This is a genomic window from Dietzia sp. Die43 (genome assembly GCF_024519835.1).
GTDB classification, from domain to species: domain Bacteria; phylum Actinomycetota; class Actinomycetes; order Mycobacteriales; family Mycobacteriaceae; genus Dietzia; species Dietzia kunjamensis.
Genome location: NZ_JALJRF010000024.1, coordinates 1 through 22,367 on the forward strand (window position 1 = coordinate 1; position 22,367 = coordinate 22,367).

At 71.1% G+C, this 22,367-nt stretch carries 24 protein-coding genes and 1 pseudogene; 12 read left to right on the top strand and 13 right to left on the bottom strand.

Going from position 1 to position 22,367, the window contains the following annotated elements; translation table 11 throughout:
* Both NR111_RS16970 and NR111_RS16975 read right to left on the bottom strand, forming a co-directional pair.
* A pseudogene (locus NR111_RS16970) lies at positions 1-253 on the bottom strand (hypothetical protein); the annotation flags it as partial.
* Between the two features lie 135 nt (positions 254-388).
* Positions 389-1,540, bottom strand: a complete 1,152-nt coding sequence (locus NR111_RS16975; RefSeq protein WP_256821490.1) for an NAD(P)-binding domain-containing protein — start codon at positions 1,538-1,540, stop codon at positions 389-391.
* A 73-nt stretch (positions 1,541-1,613) separates the two neighbouring features.
* Between NR111_RS16975 and NR111_RS16980 the strand changes: the two genes are divergently transcribed.
* Positions 1,614-2,690, top strand: a complete 1,077-nt coding sequence (locus NR111_RS16980) for a permease (RefSeq protein WP_256821491.1) — start codon at positions 1,614-1,616, stop codon at positions 2,688-2,690.
* Between the two features lie 66 nt (positions 2,691-2,756).
* Entirely contained in the window at positions 2,757-2,993 is a 237-nt protein-coding gene (locus NR111_RS16985; RefSeq protein WP_154830223.1) for a thioredoxin family protein, read from the top strand.
* 37 nt (positions 2,994-3,030) lie between these two features.
* Here the strand turns inward: NR111_RS16985 and NR111_RS16990 are convergent, their stop codons facing one another.
* The gene (locus NR111_RS16990; protein ID WP_159147587.1) at positions 3,031-4,188 is read right to left on the bottom strand and encodes an acyl-CoA dehydrogenase family protein; all 1,158 of its coding nucleotides are present in this window, start codon (positions 4,186-4,188) and stop codon (positions 3,031-3,033) included.
* Between the two features lie 111 nt (positions 4,189-4,299).
* Here NR111_RS16990 and NR111_RS16995 point away from each other — a divergent pair, with 111 nt between their 5' ends.
* Positions 4,300-5,079: a PIG-L deacetylase family protein gene (locus NR111_RS16995; RefSeq protein ID WP_082924063.1), complete on the top strand. Its 780-nt coding sequence runs from the start codon at positions 4,300-4,302 to the stop codon at positions 5,077-5,079.
* 7 nt (positions 5,080-5,086) lie between these two features.
* Here NR111_RS16995 and NR111_RS17000 read toward each other — a convergent pair whose 3' ends face one another.
* Genes NR111_RS17000 through NR111_RS17010 form a run of 3 tightly spaced genes read right to left on the bottom strand, consistent with a single transcriptional unit; the run spans position 5,087 to position 7,412 of the window.
* The gene (locus NR111_RS17000; RefSeq protein ID WP_256821492.1) at positions 5,087-5,812 is read right to left on the bottom strand and encodes an APA family fibronectin-binding glycoprotein; all 726 of its coding nucleotides are present in this window, start codon (positions 5,810-5,812) and stop codon (positions 5,087-5,089) included.
* The gene (locus NR111_RS17005; protein WP_256821493.1) at positions 5,809-6,510 is read right to left on the bottom strand and encodes an alpha-ketoglutarate-dependent dioxygenase AlkB; all 702 of its coding nucleotides are present in this window, start codon (positions 6,508-6,510) and stop codon (positions 5,809-5,811) included. The genes NR111_RS17000 and NR111_RS17005 overlap by 4 nt, the downstream gene beginning before the upstream one ends.
* Complete coding sequence (locus NR111_RS17010; protein ID WP_256821494.1) at positions 6,507-7,412, bottom strand: inositol monophosphatase family protein; 906 nt, start codon at positions 7,410-7,412, stop codon at positions 6,507-6,509. The genes NR111_RS17005 and NR111_RS17010 overlap by 4 nt, the downstream gene beginning before the upstream one ends.
* A gap of 133 nt (positions 7,413-7,545) precedes the next feature.
* Between NR111_RS17010 and NR111_RS17015 the strand changes: the two genes are divergently transcribed.
* The 5 genes from NR111_RS17015 (at position 7,546) to NR111_RS17035 (ending at position 12,146) form a co-directional block, all read left to right on the top strand.
* Entirely contained in the window at positions 7,546-8,190 is a 645-nt protein-coding gene (locus tag NR111_RS17015; protein WP_067719103.1) for an ABC transporter permease, read from the top strand.
* Positions 8,187-9,365, top strand: coding sequence for an ABC transporter ATP-binding protein (locus tag NR111_RS17020; RefSeq protein WP_067719100.1), 1,179 nt, complete (start codon positions 8,187-8,189; stop codon positions 9,363-9,365). Before NR111_RS17015 ends, NR111_RS17020 begins: the two co-directional genes overlap by 4 nt.
* A gap of 86 nt (positions 9,366-9,451) precedes the next feature.
* Positions 9,452-10,162, top strand: a complete 711-nt coding sequence (locus tag NR111_RS17025) for an ABC transporter permease (protein ID WP_067719194.1) — start codon at positions 9,452-9,454, stop codon at positions 10,160-10,162.
* A complete protein-coding gene (locus NR111_RS17030; protein ID WP_374210752.1) occupies positions 10,159-11,181 on the top strand; it encodes a glycine betaine ABC transporter substrate-binding protein in 1,023 nt (340 codons plus the stop codon). Before NR111_RS17025 ends, NR111_RS17030 begins: the two co-directional genes overlap by 4 nt.
* Before the next feature lie 80 nt (positions 11,182-11,261).
* Positions 11,262-12,146 (top strand): alpha/beta fold hydrolase, encoded by an 885-nt coding sequence (locus tag NR111_RS17035; protein ID WP_256821495.1) that lies wholly within the window; start codon positions 11,262-11,264, stop codon positions 12,144-12,146.
* Here the strand turns inward: NR111_RS17035 and NR111_RS17040 are convergent.
* The 3 genes from NR111_RS17040 to NR111_RS17050 all read right to left on the bottom strand — a co-directional run bounded on the left by NR111_RS17040 (position 12,143) and on the right by NR111_RS17050 (position 13,388).
* A complete protein-coding gene (locus NR111_RS17040; protein ID WP_256821496.1) occupies positions 12,143-12,448 on the bottom strand; it encodes a hypothetical protein in 306 nt (101 codons plus the stop codon). The genes NR111_RS17035 and NR111_RS17040 overlap by 4 nt on opposite strands.
* A 9-nt stretch (positions 12,449-12,457) precedes the next feature.
* On the bottom strand, positions 12,458-12,889 hold the full coding sequence (locus NR111_RS17045; RefSeq protein ID WP_256821497.1) for an MmcQ/YjbR family DNA-binding protein: 432 nt from the start codon (positions 12,887-12,889) through the stop codon (positions 12,458-12,460).
* Between the two features lie 70 nt (positions 12,890-12,959).
* Entirely contained in the window at positions 12,960-13,388 is a 429-nt protein-coding gene (locus tag NR111_RS17050; RefSeq protein WP_256821498.1) for a hypothetical protein, read from the bottom strand.
* 112 nt (positions 13,389-13,500) lie between these two features.
* Here NR111_RS17050 and NR111_RS17055 point away from each other — a divergent pair, with 112 nt between their 5' ends.
* The gene (locus NR111_RS17055) at positions 13,501-14,508 is read left to right on the top strand and encodes a carbon-nitrogen hydrolase family protein (protein ID WP_256821499.1); all 1,008 of its coding nucleotides are present in this window, start codon (positions 13,501-13,503) and stop codon (positions 14,506-14,508) included.
* On the opposite strand, the gene NR111_RS17060 is transcribed toward NR111_RS17055, so the two are convergent.
* Positions 14,487-15,377, bottom strand: coding sequence for a cation diffusion facilitator family transporter (locus NR111_RS17060; RefSeq protein ID WP_154830214.1), 891 nt, complete (start codon positions 15,375-15,377; stop codon positions 14,487-14,489). The two genes, NR111_RS17055 and NR111_RS17060, sit on opposite strands and share 22 nt — an antisense overlap.
* 69 nt (positions 15,378-15,446) lie before the next feature.
* On the opposite strand from NR111_RS17060, the gene NR111_RS17065 reads away from it, so the two are divergent.
* From NR111_RS17065 to NR111_RS17075, 3 genes are read left to right on the top strand one after another with little or no spacing between them, the layout of a single operon-like run.
* Complete coding sequence (locus NR111_RS17065) at positions 15,447-15,881, top strand: NfeD family protein (RefSeq protein ID WP_069389913.1); 435 nt, start codon at positions 15,447-15,449, stop codon at positions 15,879-15,881.
* 51 nt (positions 15,882-15,932) lie between these two features.
* Positions 15,933-17,255 (top strand): SPFH domain-containing protein, encoded by a 1,323-nt coding sequence (locus tag NR111_RS17070; RefSeq protein WP_120285285.1) that lies wholly within the window; start codon positions 15,933-15,935, stop codon positions 17,253-17,255.
* 57 nt (positions 17,256-17,312) lie between these two features.
* Positions 17,313-17,957: a TetR/AcrR family transcriptional regulator gene (locus NR111_RS17075; RefSeq protein ID WP_256821500.1), complete on the top strand. Its 645-nt coding sequence runs from the start codon at positions 17,313-17,315 to the stop codon at positions 17,955-17,957.
* A 13-nt stretch (positions 17,958-17,970) separates the two neighbouring features.
* Here NR111_RS17075 and NR111_RS17080 read toward each other — a convergent pair whose 3' ends face one another.
* From NR111_RS17080 to NR111_RS17090, 3 genes are read right to left on the bottom strand one after another with little or no spacing between them, the layout of a single operon-like run.
* Complete coding sequence (locus NR111_RS17080; protein ID WP_067719077.1) at positions 17,971-19,344, bottom strand: TIGR01777 family oxidoreductase; 1,374 nt, start codon at positions 19,342-19,344, stop codon at positions 17,971-17,973.
* A gap of 10 nt (positions 19,345-19,354) precedes the next feature.
* Positions 19,355-20,101 (bottom strand): lipocalin family protein, encoded by a 747-nt coding sequence (locus NR111_RS17085; RefSeq protein WP_256821501.1) that lies wholly within the window; start codon positions 20,099-20,101, stop codon positions 19,355-19,357.
* A complete protein-coding gene (locus NR111_RS17090) occupies positions 20,098-22,353 on the bottom strand; it encodes an MMPL family transporter (RefSeq protein ID WP_374210753.1) in 2,256 nt (751 codons plus the stop codon). The genes NR111_RS17085 and NR111_RS17090 overlap by 4 nt, the downstream gene beginning before the upstream one ends.
* Positions 22,354-22,367 lie beyond the last annotated feature (14 nt).

Genomic DNA, 22,367 nt, shown 5'->3' on the forward strand with positions numbered 1-22,367 from the left:
TCGGATCGAGCACCGCATGACCGGGCCGACACTCACCGCCGCCCGCCCCGGACTCTTCCCGGCGCTGGCATTCGACAAACAGTTCGTAACAGGCCACGAACCGGTGCGCCGCCGCGCGATTCTCGCCCATCCACCCCTCACGCGCCGCCGCCCGCAGCCCCGACAGCGAAGAGGGCGCCGCGGAACCGGCGCCGCCACCAGACGAGGAGGAGCCACCGGCCGCGCGGTCAGCATCACCGCCCATGTGCTCCACCCCCTGACCGTGCGCCGCCTACCTCGTATCGAATCTGTGTTCTATGATACGCACACACATTCGAACAGGCAAGGGTTACGCCGCACCATCTTCGGTCAGTCGAGAGGAAGCAAGCATGACCGGCGCGACGCTCGCTCACGCCAGTGACGCAGCCACCGCCGCCTTCGCCCACTGCCCCACCCCGATGAGGGTCGCCGACGCCGCGCCGCACCAGTCGCCGTAGCCGAGCAGGAACAGTCCCGGGACGCCCGGCACCTCGACGCCACGCGTGACGACCCGTCCGTCGCGACGCGGCAGCAACCCCCGCAAGTGACCCAACGCCGGCCGGAAGCCGGTACACCAGATCACCGCGTCGACCGGCTCGCGTCGACCGTCCGACCACCCCACGCCGGCCGCGGTGAACCGCTCGAACATCGGCGTCGCCTCCAGGAGGCCGGCGTCACGAGCCGCGCGGACCGGCGGCACCACGACGATGTCGCCCAGCTCGGCGATGCCGCCGCCGGACTCCCCCACCCCCCGGATGGCCGCGTTGGCGACGCGGAAGAGTTCGCGGCCATCGACATCGTCGGGCAGGTAGCGGGGCGGGCCGGTTGTGCACCAGGTCAGCGACCCGCCGGAGTCCGCGAGTGGCCGGGCGAGGTCAGCGGCGATCTGGGCGCCCGAGTTCGCGCCACCGACCACCACGACGCGCCTGCCCTCGAAGTCCGACGGGCCCCGGTAGGCGGCGCTGTGCAGCTGCCGGCCACGGAAGTCAGCGGCGCCCGGATAGGTGGGGACGAAGGGGCGTCGATAGGTACCGGTCGCACTGATGACCGCCCGTGCGCGCCACGAGCGACCGTCAGCGGCCCGGATGAGGAAGCCCTCGTCGTCGTGGTCGTCGTCATGGTCGTCGTCGTGGTCGTGGTCGTGGTCGTGGTCGTCGCTGTTGCTGGTGGCGTAGCCACCCTCTCGCCCCGCTCCCGGCCGCTCCACGGCGACCACCGTCACCCCGCGCCGCACGGGGAGGTCGTAGTACTCCTCGTAACCGCGCAGGTAGTCCACGACGTGGGCCGCGTCGGGATTGGCGCCGTCGTCGGTGCGGGGCATGCGGCGGCCCGGCAGGGACGAGAAGTCGGCGGGCGAGAACAACCGCAGGGACGGCCACGTGTGCGGCCACGCGCCGCCGGGCTCGTTCGAGGCGTCGAGGATTTCGAAGTCCGCGCCGGCGCGGCGGAGGTAGAAACCGGCCGCGAGGCCCGCCTGGCCCCCGCCGATCACCACGACATCGCGCACGGCCGCGTCCGGCACCCTGCCACCCCCTCAATAAAGGTTCTGACCTGTTCCTATCGACGGTTATCGATCTTAATCGTACAGTGGACCCATGAGCACCTCCCCCGCTCCCGTGGCAGGCCGGTCCGGCCCCGACGACCTAGCCGGGGTCCGCGAGCACCGGCGGCTCGTGGCTGCGCTCGCCCTGGCCGCGGTCGCATGGGTCGCACTGTGGATGTCCAACGAGTGGTTCTGGGACGCGGCCGTGGGGTGGCTCGGCCTCGACCTCGCGGACCGGGCGGTCGGAGCGGTGCACTTCTTCTTCTACGACACCGTGAAGATCGTGCTGCTGCTCGTCGGACTGATGTTCGTGGTGGGGATGCTCCGCGCGAGTCTCGACCTCGACAGAGCACGTGACTGGCTCGAGGGCAGAGGCCTGTTCGTCGGACTCACCCTGGCGATCGTGCTCGGCGTGGTCACCCCCTTCTGTTCCTGCAGTTCGATCCCCCTGTTCATCGGGTTCGTGGCCGCCGGCATCCCCCTGTCGGTGACCCTGACCTTCCTCATCGCCTCCCCCCTGGTCAGCGAGATCGCGGCGATCATGATCGGAGAGATGTTCGGCTGGCACATCGCCGCCGCCTACGTCGCGGCCGGCGCCGGCATCGCGTTCGTCGCCGGCTGGGTCCTGTCGCGACTACGCCTCGAGAAGTGGGTCGACCAGGTCGTGTACACCACCCGCGTGGCAGCCCTGCGCGCGGACGGCCACGTGCCCACCCTCCGCGAGAGGGTCGACGCAGCCCTGGGCGAATCACGCGACATCCTGCGCGACGTGTGGATCTGGGTGATCGTGGGCGTCGGCATCGGTGCCGCGATCCACGGTTGGGTACCGGAGGACTTCTTCCTGCGCTGGGCCGGTCCGGACAACCCGCTGGCCGTGCTCGTCGCGACCCTCGCCGGGGTACCGCTGTACGTCAACGGGGCCGGGGTCGTACCGATCGCCGAGGCCCTGTGGACCAAGGGGATGAGCCTGGGCACCGTCATGGCGTTCATCATGAGCTCGATCGCCCTGTCGGTACCGCAGGCGATCATGCTGCGCCGGGTGATGAAGCCGCCTCTGTTGGCGTTGTTCTTCGGCGTGGTCACCGTCGGCATCCTCGCCATCGGCCTGCTCTTCAACCTCGTCGCCTGAGCCACCCCGAATCGCACCGAACCCGAATCACACCGAACCCGAATCACACCACCCCCAGGAGGAACCATGATCGTCAAGGTGCTCGGCCCCGGATGCCGGAACTGTCACACCCTCGTCACCCGCACCAGGGAGGCACTGGACGGGCTCGGGAGAGAGGACGAGATCATCGAGGTCACCGACGTCGCCGAGATCGCCGGTTACGGCCTCATGAAGACTCCCGGCCTCGTGGTCGACGACGAACTGGTCGTGGGCGGGAAGGTCCCGACGGTCCGTCAGCTCACCGAACTGCTGCGCGGCCGCTAGGCCGGCCCCGGGCCGCCGCCGGCGGAGCGCAGAACCGTCACAGCGCCCGGCCGATGACCTCCTTCATGATCTCGTTCGTGCCCCCGTAGATCCGCATGACGCGGGCGCCGGCGAACTTCTGCGCGATGGGGTACTCCATCATGTAGCCGTAGCCGCCGAACAGCTGGAGGCAGCGGTCGACCACGTCGTCCAGCATGTCGGTCGCCTGGAGCTTGGCCATGGAGGCGGTGACGGCGTCGAGCTCGCCGTCGATCTCCCGGGAGATGCAGTGGTCGACGAACGTGCGGGTGGCCATGACCTGGGTCTTGCAGTGCGCCAGCTCGAAGCGGGTGTTCTGGAAGTCCAGGATCGGCTTGCCGAACGCCTGCCGCTCGCGGACGTACTCGAGCGTCTCGATGACGGCGGCCTCGGCCATGGCCAGCGCGTCCACGGCGATCGCCAGGCGCTCGCGCGGGAGCTGGTTCATGAGCTGGTAGAAGCCCTGCCCCTCCTCGCCACCGAGGAGGTTGGCGGCGGGCACGCGCATGTCGTTGAAGAACAGCTCGGCGGTGTCCGCGCCGTGGCGGCCCATCTTCTCCAGCACGCGGCCACGCTCGAAGCCCGGCGTCGAGGCCTCGACGGCGAACAGGGCCATGCCCTTGTGGCCGGCGTCGAGGTCGGTCTTGGCCACCACCACCACGAAGTCGGCGGAGCCACCGTTGGAGATGAAGGTCTTGGAGCCGTTGATGACGTAGTGGTCGCCGTCCCGCTTGGCGGTGGTGCGCACGCCCTGCAGGTCGGACCCGGCGCCGGGCTCGGTCATGGCGATGGCGGAGATCCACTCACCCGAGCAGATCTTCGGCAGCCACTCGCGCTTCTGCTCCTCCGTGGCGTAGTTCGCCACGTAGTGCGGGGTGATGGTGGAGCCGACGCCCATTCCGAAGGCGGTGTCGCCGGAGTGGACGAGCTCCTCGGTGACGAGGTACTCCATGCCCGGGTCGCCGCCCTGGCCGCCGAACTCCTCGGGCACGTCGAGGCAGATGAGGCCGGCCTCGCCGGTGCGCAGCCAGGTCTCGCGGTCCACGTGCTTCTGTGTGGACCACTTCTCCTGGTTGGGCGTCATCTCCTTGGCGAAGAACGCGCGGGCGTGCTCGCGGAGCAGCCGGTGGTCGTCGGTCTCCCAGGTGGGGCGGTAGTCGGGGAAGAGTGCGGACACTGGGGGCCTCCATGAGGGGACGACGACGACGATGAGGTTCGCGGCAAGTTTACGTGGGCCCGTTCCGGCGACGGCGGGCACGCGAGCACCGAGGAGGGCCATACTCGGGTCATGAACGATTCCCCGGACCGGCCAGAGAACGCAGCCCAGCCCGAGAAGGCCACCACCCCGGCATCCTCGGGCCATTCCGTGCCCGAGGCGTTCCCCACCGACTGGACCCGGGGGCTGGTCCTGGTCGCGCACCCCGACGACCCCGAGTACGGGATGTCCGCCGCGGTGGCGCGCTGGACGGCCGAGGGCCGCAGCATCGTCTACGTCCTGGCCTCCAGCGGCGAGGCGGGCATCGAGGGGATGGCGCCGGCGATCGCCGGGCCGATCCGGGAGGAGGAACAGCGACGGTCGTCGGCGATCGTCGGAGTGGACGAGGTGGAGTTCCTCGGTTTCCCGGACAGTCGGATCGTCAACAACGCCGAACTGCGCGACGCGGTGGCCGACGCGATCCGCCGCCATCGCCCGGACGTCGTCATCTCCCTGTACTCCGGTGAGGAGTTCGGGCCGGGGATGCCCAACCCGCGCGATCACATGGAGTTCGGCGCGGCCGTGGGGGCCGCGTACGACGACCTGGTCGCCGCGGTCGGGGTGGACGCCGCGGAGGGGCGTCCGCAGATGTGGTTCGAGTCCTCGCCCGAGATGACGCACTACGTCGACGTGAAGGGTTTCGTCGAGCCGGCCGTCGACGCGCTGGCCGAGCACTCCGAGTACCTGTCGGTGCTCGACCCGGAGACGCCGGTGCGGGACCAGGCGCGGGCGCAGGTCGAGACCGTGTGCGCGTCGCGTGAGGGACTCGCGGACGGGAACCCGGTGGTGGGCTTTCGGCGCATGCGGCCCTGAGCCGGCCTCAGGCCGGTTCGGCGGTCGATTCCCCCGGGCCCAGTGGCGCGTAGTACGCCTCGGAGGGCCGCAGACGCTCGACGATCTCGTCCGCCCACTCCGCGTGCGGCGACGCCATGGTGCCGTCGCCCGGACGACTGACGTAGGTCAGCCAGAAGCGCTGCGCGCCCTCGCCGACGACCGCCGAGTACACCAGCGCGCCCTCCGGGCCGATGATGTCCTGTGGGACCGTGGGGAGCACCCGGAACGACACCGACCAGCCGTCGCCGACGCGCGTGGAGAGCGGTTCGATCCGCTCCTCGACCGGCCGCCCCGGGACGGGGAGCAGGAACTGACCCATCCCGTTGACCAGTGCGAGCGCCGCGAGCTGGTTGTCCGGGTTCTCCGGGTCGAACAGGTCCTCGGTGAGCTGCCCCACCAACACGACGCCGTCCGAGCGGCTCGGATCGTCGGCAGCCGCGACCGGACTCATGACGGTACTGCCGAAGACCAGCTCCCCCGACTCCGCGCGCCACCCCTCGGGGACGCGGATCACCAGGCCTGCGTAGGGATCCACGTGATCGGAACCCGCCGCCACCTGGATCTTCGGGGACAGGGTGCGCACCCCCGGGGAGTACGTCGCCGACGAGACGACCACCGTCACGACCGCGGCGACCACCGCCAGGACGGCGACGAGCGCCACCACGAGAATGATCCGGCTCCGGCTGGCGGACGGGTTCTGCCCTGACGTCATCCGCCCAGCGTAGGCGGCCGGGTTTCCCGCAGCGTGATGTTGACCCTCCCCGGCTCCGCGCCCAGCACCTCGCGGCACCACGCCGGGGCGGTGCCGTCGAAGACCTTCGGGACGCCGTGAAAGGCCATCCGCGACGGCCCGCCGAACACCACGAGGTCGCCCGACTGCAGGCGCACGTCGGTGTACGGGCGCCCGCGGTGCTCCGGGGTCCCGAAGCGGAACGTGCACGCATCACCCAGGCTCAGCGAGACGACGGGTGCCGTGCTCGCCTCGTCGCGGTCCTGGTGCAGGCCCATCGTGGATCCACGGCCGTAGAGGTTCACCAGGGCGGTGTCCGGGGTGTAGGCGGGGACGGGGTCGGGGGTCCGGTCGGCCGACCCCGCGACCACCGGCTCCACCGCCGCTGCCGCCGCGAGCCCGTTCCGCGCCGCCCGCACCAGCCAGTCCGGGACCGGCGGGACCACCTCGTCGTCGTCGTACCGGTACGGCACCCAGTGGCGCCCCAGGCTGAACGTGCGCACCGACATCCGGCCCCCGCCCGGCAGCACGATCGAGCGAGGCACGCGCATCGCGGCCCAGTCCACGCACGCCCGGAGGAGGAACTCCTGCTGCTCGCGGCTCAGCCAGTCGGGCACGTGCACGGCGCCGGGACCCAGGATGGTGGGCTCGCGGTCGACGCCGAAGAGCGGCTCGGTCACCCCAGGTCCGTGCCCAGCACCGCCCACGCCTGCTCCGCCAGCTCCGGGGTCGCGGCCGCCACGACCGTGCCGCCCTCGAGCGGCTGGCGGCCGTCCGGGCCGGTGATCACGCCGCCCGCGGCCTCGATGATCGGGATCAGCGCCACGATGTCGTACGAGTTCAGGTCGGCCTCCACGACCAGATCGACACGCCCCGCGGCGAGCATGCAGTAGGCGTAGCAGTCCCCGCCGAAGCGCTGCAGGCGGACCCGGCGGCCGAGCTCGTCGTAGCGGCTGCGCACCTCGCCGTCGTCACCGAACATCGACGGGTGGGTGGTGTACATGATCGCCTCGGACAGCTCCGTGCACCCCGACGCGCGCAGGTCGATCGCGCCCGGACCGTCGGAGCGGCGCCGCACGGTGGCGCGGCCGTGCACCGCCGCGAAGGTCTCGCCCAGGACCGGCTGGTCCATCCACCCGGCCACGGCGCGGCCGTCCTCCACCACACCGACGAGCGTGCCCCACCCGGCCATGCCCGTCATGAACGCCTTGGTGCCGTCGATCGGGTCCAGGTACCAGGTCCGGGCGGCGCCGGCCGGCCCGGTCTCGCCGTTCTCCTCCCCCACGATCCGGTCGCCCGGGTAGACGTTCGAGATCCCCGCCCGCAGCAGCGCCTCGATCGCGCGGTCGGCCTCGGTCACCGGGTCGTAGCGCCCGTCCGTCGCGCCGTTCCCGGCCCGGCCGTCGCCGTTGCCGCCGTCGCCTGACTCACCGCGCCCGGCCACGCCGTTCTTGTCCGCGGCGGCCAACGACTCGAGGTCACCGTGGAAGTGCCGGCGGGCGATGCGGCCACTGGCGGCGAGGAGCTCGTCGAGGCGCTCGGTCAGGTCGTGATCCAGGGGGCGTGCGGGCCGTGACGTCATGCCCCCATGGTGCACCACGCCCCGCCACCGTCCCGACGGATCGGCGCATGTGCGCCCTCGACGCCCACCGATGCGGCTACCGTGGGCGCACCCGAACACGGAACGCACCACCCACGGACGGAGCCGAGATGCGATGACCGCCCTGATGGACTTCATCTCCACCCGCCGCTTCCAACTCGCGACGGACTCGTGGCAGCACATCAGCGCCACCGTGCAGGCGGTGCTCATCGCGACGCTGCTCTCGGTCGCGCTCGGGGTGGCCGTGTACCGCAGTCGGTCGGGGTCCGCGATCGCCACCGGCCTGGCCGCCACCGCCCTGACCGTCCCGTCGTTCGCGCTGCTCGGCCTGCTCATCCCGGTCCTCGGCCTGGGCGTGCTGCCCACCATGACCGCACTGGTGATCTACGCGGTGCTCCCGATCCTGCGCAACACCATCGTCGGCCTGGACGCCGTGCCCGCGGCGACCGTCGACGCCGCCCGCGGGGTGGGGATGAGCCGGATCGGGGTGCTGGGCCGGGTCGAGATCCCGCTGGCGTGGCCGTCCATCCTCGCCGGGATCCGCATCTCCACCCAGATGTCGATGGGCATCCTCGCCATCGCCGCGTACGCCAAGGGCCCGGGGCTGGGGAACCTCATCTTCGCGGCCCTGTCTCGGGTCGGCACGCCCACCGCGCTGCCGATGGCGCTCACCGCGACCGTGCTCATCGTTGTCCTCGCGCTCGTCCTCGACGCGCTCCTCGTCCTGCTCGGACGTCTCACCATCAGGGGGAACCAGTGAGCACCTCAGAACCCGTCTCCGGCGTGCCGATCGTGCTGGACGACGTCACCAAGGTCTACCCCGGGCAGGAGCGCCCGGCGGTGGACCACGTCTCGCTCGAACTGCCGGCCGGGCGGACCACCGTGTTCGTGGGCCCGTCCGGCTGCGGCAAGACCACCACGATGCGGATGATCAACCGCCTCATCGAGCCCACCTCCGGCACGATCACGATCGACGGCGAGGACAACCGGACCCTCGACGCCGACACCCTGCGCCGCAGCATCGGTTACGCCATCCAGGCCTCCGGACTGTTCCCGCACATGACGGTCGCGCAGAACGTCGCCACCGTGCCGCGGCTGCTCAAGTGGAAAAAGTCGCGCATCGCCGAGAGGGTGGACCAGATGCTGGAGCTGGTCGGCCTGGACCCGTCGGACTACCGCGACCGCTACCCCGCGCAGCTCTCCGGTGGTCAGCAGCAGCGCGTCGGCGTGGCCCGGGCGCTGGCCGCTGACCCGCCGGTGCTGCTCATGGACGAGCCGTTCGGGGCGGTCGACCCCATCACGCGCGCGTCGCTGCAGGACGAGCTCGTGCGGCTGCAGGACGAGCTACGCAAGACCATCGTCTTCGTCACCCACGACTTCTCGGAGGCGGTCAAGCTCGGAGACCGGATCGCGGTGCTCGGCCCCGGATCGTCGGTGCTGCAGTTCGACACCCCGGAGGCGATCCTCACCAACCCCGCCGACGAGACGGTGAGCGGGTTCGTCGGCGACGACGCCGCGCTGAAGACACTGACCCTCCGGCGCGTGGGGGACGTGGAACTGCAAGGGGCGACGACGGCGAGGGCCTCCGAGAGCCCGACCGATTTCGCGGCCCGGTTGCGCGGAACCAGCGACGAGTGGGCCGTGGTGCTCGACGACGCCGGCCGCCCCCTGCGCTGGGTGCGCGGGGACCGGGTGTCGCGAATGCCGGACCTGGGCTCGGGCGGGTTGCCGATCACCGGCACCGTGACGGTCGACTCCTCGCTGCAGGAGGCGCTGGACGGACTGCTGTCCACGGCGAGCGCCACCACGGTGGTCGTGGACCGGGACGGGGCCTACTGCGGCACCATCGGGATCGACGACCTGGTCGCCGAGTTGCGGCGTATCCACCACCGGCACAACGACGAGGGCCTCGCCGAGCAGGACGTGGCGCCGTGAGCGCCCCCGCCACGGCGACGCGCGCGGGCTCCGCTGGTCGTGGTGGCGCTGCCAATGGGGTCGCCGCTCTCCAGGACTCCGCGCGGCTGATCGTGCAACCGCTCCTCATCGTGGCCGCGGCCGTGGGCGTGCTGTGGTGGGCGTTCTCCGGCGAACTGGACGAGACACAGAAGGCCTCGCTCAACGCCGCCTCCATCACCCAGCGCACGCTCGAGCACGTGCAGATCACGGTGACGGTCGTGGCGATCGTCGTGGCGGTCGGCGTGCCGCTGGGGATCCTGCTCACCCGCAGGCGCACGCGGTTCCTCGCACCCGTGGCGGTGGGGTTCGCCAACATCGGCCAGGCGGCGCCCGCGATCGGCCTGATCGTGCTCCTGTTCCTGGCCACCAACCGGACAGGGTTCTGGATCGGTGTGCTGCCGGTCGCGTTCTACTCCCTGTTGCCGGTGCTGCGGAACACCATCGTGGGGATCCGTAACGTCGACCCCGCACTCATCGACGCGGCGCGCGGACAGGGGATGTCGAGCGGACGGGTCCTGCGCACGGTCGAATTGCCGCTCGCGGTGCCGTTCATCCTCGCCGGCCTGCGCACCACCCTCGTGCTGGCGGTGGGCACGGCGACGCTGAGCTTCCTCGTCGACGCCGGCGGGCTGGGGATCTTCATCGACACCGGATACCGGCTGCAGGACTACACCACCCTCGTGGTCGGCTCGGTGCTGGCGGTGTGCCTGGCACTCTTCGTGGACTGGCTCGGCGGGGTCGGCGAGATCCTGTTCAATCCGAAGGGGCTGCGATGACCGGCACGATCCCCGCGCGCGCCGGGATGAGGCGAACAGGGTTGACACGAACAAGGCGCCTGGTCACCGCGCTCCTGGCCACCGTGATGCTGGCGACGGGATGTGGGCTCAACAACGGCGGTTCCGTCCCGCTGCCCGTGGGCCCCGGCCCCGAGGGCACCGTCCCCGCGCTGGAGGGAGTGCGCATCACGGTCGGCGGCAAGGACTTCACCGAGGGCGTGATCGCCAGCTACCTCGTGGAGTTCCTGCTGGCGGCCGCGGGGATGGAGGTGTCCGACATGTCCTCGTTGGCCGGGTCGAACAGTTTCCGCCAGGCGTTGGTGACGGGGCAGGTCGACATCGGCATGGAGTACACCGGCACCGCGTGGATGAGCTACCTGGGCAACTCCGACCCCATCCGGGACCCGCAGGGGCAGTGGGAGGCGGTGCGCGACGCCGACCTGGCCGAGCACGACCTGCGGTGGCTGCCCCCCACCACCGTGGACAACACCTACTCGTTCGCGATGAACCGGGCCACCGCCGAGGAGACCGGGGTACGCACGTTCTCCGAGTACGCCGAGTTGGCCCGGACCGATCCACAGGCGGCCCTGACCTGCATGGAGACCGAGTTCTCCGTGCGTCGCGACGGTTGGCCCGGGCTGGCGGAGGCCTACGGGTTCGACGCGGACGCCGTGCCCACGCCGATCATGCAGCCGGGGATCATCTACCAGGCGACCTCGGTCGGCCGGGAGTGCCGGTTCGGCGAGGTCTACACCACCGACGGCCGGATCAAGGGCCTGGACCTGCTGGTGTTGGAGGACGACCAGCGCTTCTTCCCCGTCTACAACCTCGCGACGGTGGTCCGCGGTGAGATGCTCGACGCGCACCCGGAGATCGAGGACGTCCTCGCCCCGCTGGTGGACATCCTCACCAACGAGGTGATGGTGGAGATGAACATGCGCGTCGACGTCGACGGCGAGGATCCCGCGCTGGTCGCGCGCGATTTCCTCGAGGACCGGGGGCTGGTCTCGGTGGAGTGACCCGGCGCGTGCCCCACGCGGCCGGATGCGCCCGCCCGCCCGGTGACACACAATCGGGTACCACTACCAGGAGGTGCCCTGTGTCCAGGAGGTCGATCGTCTCGCTGCCGCGGACGGCCGCGCGACTACCGCGGATGATCCCCGACCTGGCGCATCTGCCACCCGGGCGGATCGTCACGCTCGCGGACGGTGTCACCACGAAGGTCCACGACACCGGCGAGGAGCACCTCGCACCGGCGATCCTGCTGCACGGGATGGCGGCCACCGGGATGCTGAACTGGTACCAGACGTTCGAACGACTGCGGGGCGAGTACCGGCTCATCACGTTCGACCAACGCTGGCACGGCAAGGGCTTCCACGGGGATTTCCGGTTCGAGACCCTCGCGGAGGACGTGCTGCGGGTCGCCGACCACCTCGACCTGGCGGCACCGGTGGTGGGCGGCTACTCGATGGGCGGGATCGTCGCCCAGCTGGCGGCCCGCCGCGACCCCTCCCGGCTCGGCGGCCTCGTGCTGGCCGCCACCGGGACGGGCGCACAGCGCAATGCCCTCGAGAAGGTCGCACTCAGCGGGTTCACCCGCTCCCAGCCGCTGCTCAACACCGTTCCGGAGGAGGTCGGCGAGGTGGTGGAGGACCAGGTCGACGACGAGGCGCTCAGGCCGCACGCGTGGGCGCTGCGCGAGTTGTCGTCGGTCTCGCTCGCCACGCACCGCACCGTGATCGCCCAGGTGGCCGGGTTCAACTCGACACCCTGGCTCCACGAACTCACCCTGCCCGTCGCGGTGGTCAAGACCACCCGTGACCTCGCGTTCCCGCAGTGGATCCAGGACGAGATGGCCGACCTGCTGCCGCACAGCGCCGTGTTCCCGATCCACGCCGGCCACGCCGTCTGCGCCACCCACCCCGGCACGTTCGCGCGCCGGATGCGCACCGCGATCGGCTGGGTCGTGTCGAACGCCCGCTAGAGCGCCGAGTACCGCACCGCGGTCACCACGAACACCACCAGGGCGATCACGCCCAGGACCACGCCCGTTAATGCGCGACGTGGGTTCGATTCGTCGTTGGTGAGCCAGCCGGTGGGCCAGCGGGCGAGCAGGCCGAACGCGACGGCCATCAGGCCCGCGAGGAACGCAATGATGTTGAGCACCGGCACCCACGAGATCACCAGGGCCCCGACGCCCAGAACCAGCGCCCGGGTCCCCAGGTCCATGCCGTCGGACGAGCGCCTGCGTGGCGAGGCGGCGTCGGAGCGGGGGCGCAGCGGCATGAGGCCAGCCTAGTCGCGGGGGCGTTCCCGCCGGTCGTCCAGACGAGCGACGCGCCGACCCCCGGCGGTCTGCCGGTACGAGGATTCGACGAGTTCGGCCACCTCATCCCAGTCCGGTCCACGGCCGCCACCGTCCGGTCCACCGTCCAGCGGCAATGCCAGCCAGCCGGCCGGCCCGTAGTACGCCGGGACGTGGACTCGCTCGTCCTGCGCCAGCGCCGCGCGCTCCCCCGGATCCGGCAGGAACAGGAGTGCCCGGGCCAGGAGGGGGTCCGAGTGGTCCCCCTTGACCGAGCCTCCGTACACCGCGAACACCTTGGTCGTGTACCAGGTGGGCCGGCCGTGCGAGATCTTCTCGCCGGCGTCCGGCAGCGCGAGGCACACCTCCCGCAGACGCGTCAGCAGCGGATCCGCGGCGTCGAACATGATCGGATGACCCACACGGCCGAGACTACGACCGCCGACCGCGTCATCCCGGGCGAACGGTCGGGAAAACCCGCCCGGGGCCGGCTCAACCCCGGAACTGCCCCACGACGAACCCCGCCAGCAGCACCGCGAACCCGCCCATCTCGCCGACGATGAGCGCCACCATGCCGATGTGCAGCGTCGCCGTGGGGTGCTCGAACTGGTTGGTCGTGTCCCTCCGCGCGCCGTGGACGATGTAGCTGCCGATCGCCACCAGGAAGAAGAAGACCACCACCGCGGCCGCTGTCAGGTTCACCCAGGTCGGCCAGCTGCTCAGCTCGACGAACGCGGCGATGAGCAGCGTCGCGAACGAGTACAGCAGCGAAGCCCGGTGCGCGATGTCGACGTACGGGTGGGCGAGATGATCGGCGGTGGTGGCCATCTGCCGGTACTTCCACACCCCCAGGCCGAGCGCCAGCAGGAAGAGGAGACCCGCGGCGAGCAGGGTGAGGCGCGTGTCGAGGCCGAGTTCCATGGATCCTTCCGAAGTGCACTTGACAGCAGGGCGTGATTTGTATGCTTCACGACCATAGGACAGCACGCTGACCTGCGCGCTCGTTCGCGCGCGATCGCACACGGGAGGCCTCATGGACGCGCAGGTGGTGCACGCCGCGGCAGTGCAACTGGAAGGCGTGCCGGGGCGCGTGGACCTCACACTGGGTCGACTGGAGAAGATGATCGTCGAGGCCGCCGGGCGGGGCGCGCGCCTGATCGCGGTGCCGGAGTTCTGCACGTCGCCGGTGCCGATGCGCGGGCGGGTCCACGACGCGGTCCTTCCGCGCGAGAACGTGGCCGTCGAGATGTTCCGACGCCTCGCCGAACGCCACTCCGTCACCGTCGGTGGGTCGATGCTCGTGGCCGACGACGACGAGGTGTTCAACCGCTACCACCTGGTCGAGCCCGACGGACGCGTGCACATCCATGACAAGGACCTGCCGACGATGTGGGAGAACTGCTTCTACACCGGCGGCGGCTTCTACACCGACGGCAGCGACGACGGGGCGTTCGACACCGGGCTCGGCGGGGTGGGGGTGGCGAGCTGCTGGGAGCTGATCCGCACCGGGACCGTGCGCAGGCTCCGGGGGCGCGTCGCGGTGGCGGTGACCGGGACCCACTGGTGGACGGTCCCGGACAACTGGGGCGGGCTGACCCGGCGAGCGCTCGGTTCGCTCGCGCGGTACAACAGGGACCTGTCGGAGAACGCGCCGGCGGAGTTCGCCCGGCGGCTGGGCGCGCCCGTGCTGCAGGCCTCCCACTGCGGGACGCTGCGGTCGGATTTCCTCTTGTTGCCCGGTTCCGACGCATCGGTGCCGTACGCCACGGAGTTCGTGGGCGCCACCCAGATCGTCGACGCCTCGGGCACGGTACTGGGCACCAGACGCACGGACGAGGGGCCCGGGATCGTCTACGCGGACGTGCCCCTCGGAGCCACGGACCCCGTCACGCCGCTGGAGGACCGGTTCTGGATCCCCGACCTGCCTCCGCTGCTACGCGGGTACTGGCACCAGCAGAACGTCGCGGGCAGGAGCTACTACCGCCGCCGAGGTCGCGTAGCCGGGCTGCGCGCGGCGCATCACAGGTGCACGTCGTTGTAGGCCCGCTCGTCCTCGATCGGCTCGAGGTGTGTGGTGATGTGCGAGCTCGGCAGGACCGCGTGGATCTCCTGCTCCACGGTCTCCACGAGGTCGTGCCCGCGTTCGACGCTCCACTGACCGGGCACCAACGCGTGGAACTCGACGAAGCGCCACCTGCCCGACTCCCTCGTCCGCAGTTCGTGGAAGTCGACGCGGCCGGGTTCGCGGTGGCGTTCGAGGACCTCCTCGATCGCCCGGTTGTCCTCGTCGGGGAGCGTGGCGTCCATCAATCCCATCCCCGATTCGTGTACCAGTCGATAGCCGATGAACAGGATGTTCAGTCCCACGCCGATCGCGACGATCGGGTCGAGCACCTCCCAGCCCGTGGCCCACGCGAGCGCCAGGCCGGCGACGACGCCGACCGACGTGATGACATCGGTGATGAGGTGTTTGCCGTCGGCCTTGAGGGTCGGTGACCGGTGACGGGTGCCCGCCCGCACCAGCGCCACACCCACCACGCCGTTGATCACGGCGGCCACCACCGAGATGGCCAGGCCGACACCGAGTGCCTCCAGCGGTTCCGGATTGATCAGCCGCTCGACGCTGACGACCAGGATGAACGCGGCGGCGACGAAGATCATCGCGCCCTCGACACCCGCGGAGAAGTACTCGGCCTTGGAGTGGCCGTACTGGTGGTCGTCGTCGGCCGGGCGCTCGGCGACCGTGATGGCGCCGAGCGCGATCACCGCGGCCACGAGGTTGACCACGGACTCCGCGGCGTCGGAAAGCAGGCCGACCGAACCGGTGACCCACCAGGCCGCGATCTTGAGCACGATGGTCACGATCGCCGTGGCCACGGACAGCCACGCGAACTTCTTCAGAGTCGACACGTCCCAGCAGCCTAGTCCCGCACGCAGGAGACCTCCTGCCCGTCGCCCGTTGTCGGTAGGCTCGGTGTCATGCATGTGGGACTGGCCTGGCTCGGAGCAGCGGTGTTGCTCGCCGCCGGAGAGGCGGCCGGGGGCGAGCTGTTCATGCTCATGCTCGCCGGCGGCGCCCTCGGCGGTTCGGCCGCGGCGTTCCTGGGCGCGCCGGTCTGGGGGCAGGCACTGGCGTTCGCCCTCGTCTCCCTCGTCCTCGTCCTGGGGGTCCGCCCCCTCGTCCGGCGGCGCCTGCTCGCCGCACTCCCCGAGCACGACACCAACACCGCCGCGCTCACCGGCCGGGACGGCACCGTCGTCGAGGCGATCGGTGCGGGCGGCGGACTGGTCGAGATCGCGGGCGACACCTGGACCGCGCGTCCGCTCCTCGAGGGCGAGACGTTCGAGGCCGGGGACAAGGTCCTCGTGCACCAGATCGAGGGCGCCACGGCGATCGTCGTGCGTGGCATCTAGAAGGCGCTGGTCTCCGGCCAGCGGACACGCACGAGAAGCATCGGAGGAACCATGGAAGGCTTGATCTTCCTCGCCGTCATCGTCATCCTCATCGCCTCGGTGGTGGTGAGCTCGGTCAAGCTCATCCCCCAGGCGGAGGCCGCGGTCATCGAACGGCTCGGCCGTTACCAACGCACCGTGAGCGGCCAGCTCACGCTCATCATCCCCTTCATCGACCGGGTGCGCGCCAAGGTCGATCTGCGCGAGCGGGTCGTGACCTTCCCGCCGCAGTCGATGATCACGGAGGACAACCTCACACTGAGCATCGACACGGTGGTCTTCTTCCAGGTCACCGACCCCAAGGCTGCGGTCTACGAGATCAACAACTACATCGTGGCCGTCGAACAGCTGGCCACCACCACCCTGCGCAACGTCGTCGGTGGGCTCACCCTCGAGCAGACGCTCACCAGCCGCGACATGATCAACAAGCAGCTGCGCGGGGTGCTCGACTCCGAGACCGGACGCTGGGGCCTGCGCGTGGCCCGGGTCGAGCTGCGGTCCATCGATCCGCCGATGTCCATCCAGGAGTCGATGGAGAAGCAGATGAAGGCCGACCGCGAGAAGCGCGCCACCATCCTCACCGCCGAGGGACAGCGCGAGGCCGCGATCACGACGGCGCAGGGTGCCAAGCAGGCAGCCATCCTCGACGCCGAGGGCAACAAGCAGGCCTCGATCCTCAACGCCGAGGCCGACCGGCAGTCCCGCATGCTGCGCGCCCAGGGTGAGCGCGCAGCCCGCTACCTCGTGGCCGAGGGCCAGGCCGCCGCGATCGCCCGGGTCAACGCCGCGGTCAAGTCCTCCAAGCCCACGCCGGAGATGCTGGCCTACCAGTACGTGCAGAACCTTCCGGAGATGGCCAAGGGCGAGGCCGCCACGATGTGGATGATCCCCTCGCAGTTCGGCGATTCGCTGGAGAACTTCGTCAAGTCCGTCGCCAAGAAGGACGACGACGGGGTGTTCCGCTACGAGCCGGCCGACGTCGACTCCGATGCCGATCTGCCGTCGGCGCCCGACGAGTGGTTCGACACCTCCACCGACCCGGAGATCGCCCGGTCCGTGGCCGCCGCGGAGGCGGCGGCCAAGGGTACGACCTCGGTGATGGACGAGCAGCCGAGCCGGCCCAAGCCCAAGCCCGGCGTGTTCGACATGGTCCCGGAGTCGGAGGGTGGCGTGGCGCCCGACAGCCCCTCGCAGTCGGCAGGCCAGGACACCCCCGCGATCGGCGGGCCCCAGGCTCCCGGGCCGGGGCAGCCGTCCGGGTTCGACCAGGCCGCTGACCAGCGGTCGGGCGAGGGTGCCTACCCCGTCGATGGTGGCGACCAGCCCCGGCGGTGACCCCCGACGGGTGGCATTCCGCGCAGCCACCTCGGCCGGGCGTCGTAACATGGGGGCGTGACTCGTAACACTGGCCTGGGTGGCGGCCGCACGCCCGACGCCGAGGATGTTCGGCTGATCGAGACGGCGTCCGCGGTGTTCGCCGAGCGCGGCATCAAGGGCACGAGCACCGACGACATCGCGCGGGCGGCCGGGGTCACCCGCGTGACCCTGTACCGGCGTCTGGGGCCGCGGGACGACATCCTCCGCGCGATCTACGCCCACGAGGCGCAGCGCCTGATGATGACCGTCAACGCGCGCTACACGCCCTTCGAGTCCCTGCAGTGGGACCCGGTGAGGCACATCGAGGACCTGCTGGTCGGGACCGTCTTCGACATCCGGCAGAACGAACTGCTTCGTCGGCTCATCGAGGTCGACAAGGTCGAGGCCATGGCGTTGCTCGCGGGCCAGTCCGACACCGTTCTGGACGCGATCACCGAGATCCTCGCCCAGTTCGTCCGCAGCACGTGGAACGCGGACGTCCACACCCGCCCGATGGACGACGAGGAGTGCGAGCAGCTGTCCCGCGAGGTCGCCGGCGTCGTGGGCCGGTTCCTCCACTCACTGGTCGTGATGACGGACGGCCCGCCCGCGGTCGACACGGAGGAGCAGATCCGGGCACTGGCCCGCCGCGTGCTCGTGCCGATGATCCTGCAGCGCTGAACGCTGCATCTCTCTACAGCCCCGCGGGGAGCTCCTTCGCGCCGAGTTCGTGGGCCAGCGCGCTCTCCAGCCGGGGGTGTCGGAAGCGGTGGTCCGCGCCGGCGAGCGCCTGCGGCAGGATCCGCTGACTGGCCAGGGCGAGCTCGTCCGAACCCCGCCCGCCCAGGACGATCGCCGGGGCCCACCCGGGTACCGGGACGATCGTCGGGCGCCGCAGGACCGAACCGAGGACACGGGTGAACTCGGAGTTGGTGACCGGTTCCGGGGCGGTGGCGTTGACCGGGCCCGTCACCTCGGGGTCGACGATCGCCCGCAGGTAGATGTCGGTGAGGTCGTCCAGCGAGATCCAGGACATCCACTGCTCTCCCGAACCGAGGCGGCCGCCGAGCCCGGAACGGGTGATGGCGGCCAGCGGCGGGAGCATCCCCCCGGAACCGGACAGCACGATGCCCGTGCGCACGTTCACCACCCGGGCCCCGGCGAGACGTGCGGGCTCGCAGTCGCGCTCCCAGTCGACGACGATGTCGGCGACCGGACCGGAGCCGGGAGCGGAGTCCTCGACGAGCCGCTCGTCGCCGCGGTCGGCGCCGTAGTAGCCGATCGCCGACGCGGACACGAGGGTGGTGGACCCGCCGCGGGCGGCGACGAGTTCGGCGAGACGACGGGTGGGGCCCACGCGACTGTCGCGGACGAGTTCGAGATGCCGGTCCGTGAAGCGCCCAGCGATGGGGGCACCGGCGAGATGGACCAGGACGTCGACGCCCTCGAGGAGGTCAGCGGCGGGATCGCCGGTGTCCCAGTGGCGCTCCCCCGGGCCACGGGCGTCGCCGCGGACGAGGCGGATGACCCGGTGTCCGGCGACCCCGAGCAGCGCGGTGAGGGCGGTGCCCACGAGGCCCGACGCGCCGGTGACGGCGACGGTCAGAGCGCGGTTGTCGTACCGGGCGAGGCTGTCGAGGTCGGCGGCCATCTGGCGGTACCGGTAGGCGAACACCGGCGAGAGCATCCGGCCGGGCACCCGGGCGTCGATCCTGTCGCCGAGCAGGGCGGTGCCGTCCGGACCGGCCGTCACCGTATGCGTGTGGACCCATCCGGTCGTCGCGGCGTACGGCTGGGACACGCAGCGGTCGACGAACCGCTCACCCTCGATGAAACCGGCGGGGTCGTGCTGCGCGAGCCAGCGGGGTCCGAAGCGGACTCCGAGAGGTCCCGGCAGCGCCGTACGCGGTTCGAGGACCGCCACGCCGTCCCGCAGTGAATCGGCCTCACTCACCGGTCGCAGCGGCATGAACGGGGGCGAGAGCCGGCGGAAGGCGCCGGGCGAGGCGAAGTAACGCCACGCCTCGTCGGGGGTGGCCGGAACCGTGCAGGTGAGATCGATGCTCATCGGGTGCTCATCACGGCAGGAGGCAGAGCGGGGTCACGTCGCCGCGGCCGCCCGCCATAGGAACGGTGAGGAAGGCGCATGACCACCAACCGCGGTCCTCGATCACGCCGCGGACGGTGGACCACTGCTCGGCGTCGAGGACCGGCTCGCGACTGAGCACGAACCCGGACGACCGCGTGGGGTCGCCCACGATGGCCAGCGAGTAGTCGTCGGCCAGGTAGGTGATCCGGTAGTTGACGGGTCCGTTCTCGTCCTGGAACGGGACCATCGGGAAGTTGACCCGGAGCGAGGCGTTGGTGTCGGTGTCGCGGACCTTCGCCTCGCCCTCGATCACCGAGTCCGAACTGATGGCCGAGCCGCACGAGTTGCGCACGGAGACCGTGCCGGGCGCGGTCACCGCGTACTCGGCCCTGGTGTCGTTGGTGCACTGCAGCGTGTAGGGCTGCGGGATGGCGGCGACCTGGAACCACTCTCCCTGGTACCGCTCGAGGTCGACGGAGTCGACCTGGGTGAGCTCGGGTCCGCCGAGGGAGCCCACGGCGACACCGTCGGGCAGGAGCTGCGAGGAGCCGCCGCCGAGGCGTCCGCCGTCGGTGACGTCCTGAGCGCTGGCCACGGGGGCGGTGCCCAGGCCCGCCGCGAGGAGCGGCGCGACGGCCAGGGCCGTCACCAGGCCTCGCAGGCGGGACCGGGACGGGCCGGAGCGGGGGCTGGTGCTGGTGCGGGCGGCGGTGCTGGTGCGGGCGGTGGTGCTCATGCGTGGATCTCCTCGGTCGTGGTGGGGCCGGCGCCGTGGTCGCCGGTGAGGCGGTCGGGGTCGTCGGACGCGGAACCTGCGGTGGCGCCGCGGCGGGTCTGTCCTCGCGGGTCACCCGGCCACCACACCTTGTCCCCCACGAGGGTGAACAGGGCGGGCACGACCAGGGTGCGCACGACGAAGGTGTCGAGCAGGACACCGAGGGCGACGATCACGCCGACCTGGGTGAGCACGATCAGCGGAAGGACGCCGAGGACCACGAACACCGAGGCGAGCACGATGCCGGCGGAGGTGATGACGCCGCCCGTCAACGCGACGGCGCGGACCATCGCCTCCCTGGTGGCGTGGGTGGAGGCCTCCTGGCGGGCCCGGATGGTGAGGAAGATCGAGTAGTCCACGCCGAGGGCCACCAGGAACAGGAAGCTGTACAGCGGCACCGACACGTCCAGGCCGGGGAAGCCCAGGATCTGGGTGGTGACGAACGTGCCGAGCCCGAGAGCGGCGAGCGACGACAGCACGGTCGCCGCCATGACCAGCAGGGGCGCGACGACCGACCGCAGGACCAGAACCAGGACGACGAACACCACGAGCAGGATGAGCGGCGCGATCAGGGTGAGGTCACGCAGGTTGCCCTGGGACGTGTCGACGGCCTCGGCCACCGTCCCGCCCACCAGCGCCTCGGCACCGGGGACCGTGTCGACGGCCTCGCGGAGCGCGATCACGCTGTCCTCCGACCGGTCGGTCGCGGGCGCGGCGTCGAGGACCACGGTGACGCGGCTCCATCCCGTCCCGGACTCGCCGGCCGGGCGGGCGGACACGACACCCTCCACATCCCGGACCACCTCGGTGATCTCGCCCTCGGTGCCGGTGCGGGTGAGCACGGTGACCGGGTCGGTGACGCCGGCCGGGAAGTGCTCGGCGGCGGTCTCGAGCCCGGCGGCCGCCTCGGAGGGGGTACGGAACTGTTCGGTCTGGCTCAGGCCGATACGCGTACCGAACAGGCCGAGCGACAAAACGGCGAGGAGCAGGACGCAGGAGACGAGGACCGTCACGGGGCGCTTGACCACGCGCGCGGCGACGCGGCCCCAGACGCCCGGCGGGACGTCCTCGTCGAAGTCCCGCGGGGTCACGGGGGCGCCGTCGTCGGTTTGCGTGCCGGCAGGTCCCTCGTGCGGGCGCGGGATGAACGGCCAGAACAGGCCGCGGCCACACACGGCCAGGGCGGCGGGCAGCGCGACGAGCGCGTAGACCAGGGCGACGAGCAGGCCCACCGCCGCGGAGGCGCCGAGCGATCGGTAGTTGGGCAGGGCCGCCAGGAGCAGGGTGAGCAGGGCGAGCACGACCGTGACGTTGCTGGCGATGATGGCCGGGACCGCGCCCCGGTACGCGTCGCGGAGGGCGGTTCGACGATCCGAGGTCTTGCGGAGTTCCTCGCGGTAGCGGGACACCAGGAGCAGGGCGTAGTTGGTTCCGGCACCGAAGACGAGGACGGAGACGATGCCGGAGGTGGACCCGTCGACGGTGATGTCGAGTGCTTCGCCGACCTTGGCGACGAGCAGCGCCGCGACGCGGTCGGCGACACCGATGATGATCAGCGGGACGAGCCACAGCACCGGTGAGCGGTAGGTGACGATGAGCAGTACCGCGACGACCAGGGCCGTGGCCGCCAGGAGTCGGAAGTCGGCGCCCTCGAACGCGGCGGCGGTGTCGGCGGCGAACCCCGGGCCGCCGGTGAGCTGGGCGCTGATGCCCTCGTCGAGACCGTCGGCGACGGCGTCCCTCATCTCCGACACCAGGTCGCTGGCCGCGCCCCCGGAGAGGAACTGGGCGTCGACCGGCACCAGCATGAGGGCGGCGGCGCCGTCCTCGGACGGGATGGGTCCCTCTGCGGGAGCACCGACGACCTCGGCCATGCGCTCGCCGGCGCCGACGGCCGCGGCGATGCCCTCGGGCCCCAGTTCGTCGCCGTCCTCGCGGGTCACCACGAGGACCGCGGGGACGGACTCGGACCCCGGGAACTCGCGCTGGATCTCGGAGACGAGGGCGGCCTCGGAGTCGTCCGGGAGCGTCTGTGGCCCCTGCGACGAGCCCTCCGAGGAGGCGAAGGCGAACACCGCGCCGCTCACGAGGAGCACGACCACGAGCATCAACCACGCGGAGAGCTTGCCCGTGACGACGCCGACCCACCCGTCGGCCGACCCCGACCGCCCCGTCGACCCTGGCTTCTCTGCAGCCGAGCGCTCAGCTCTCATCGGTTCCCTTGTCT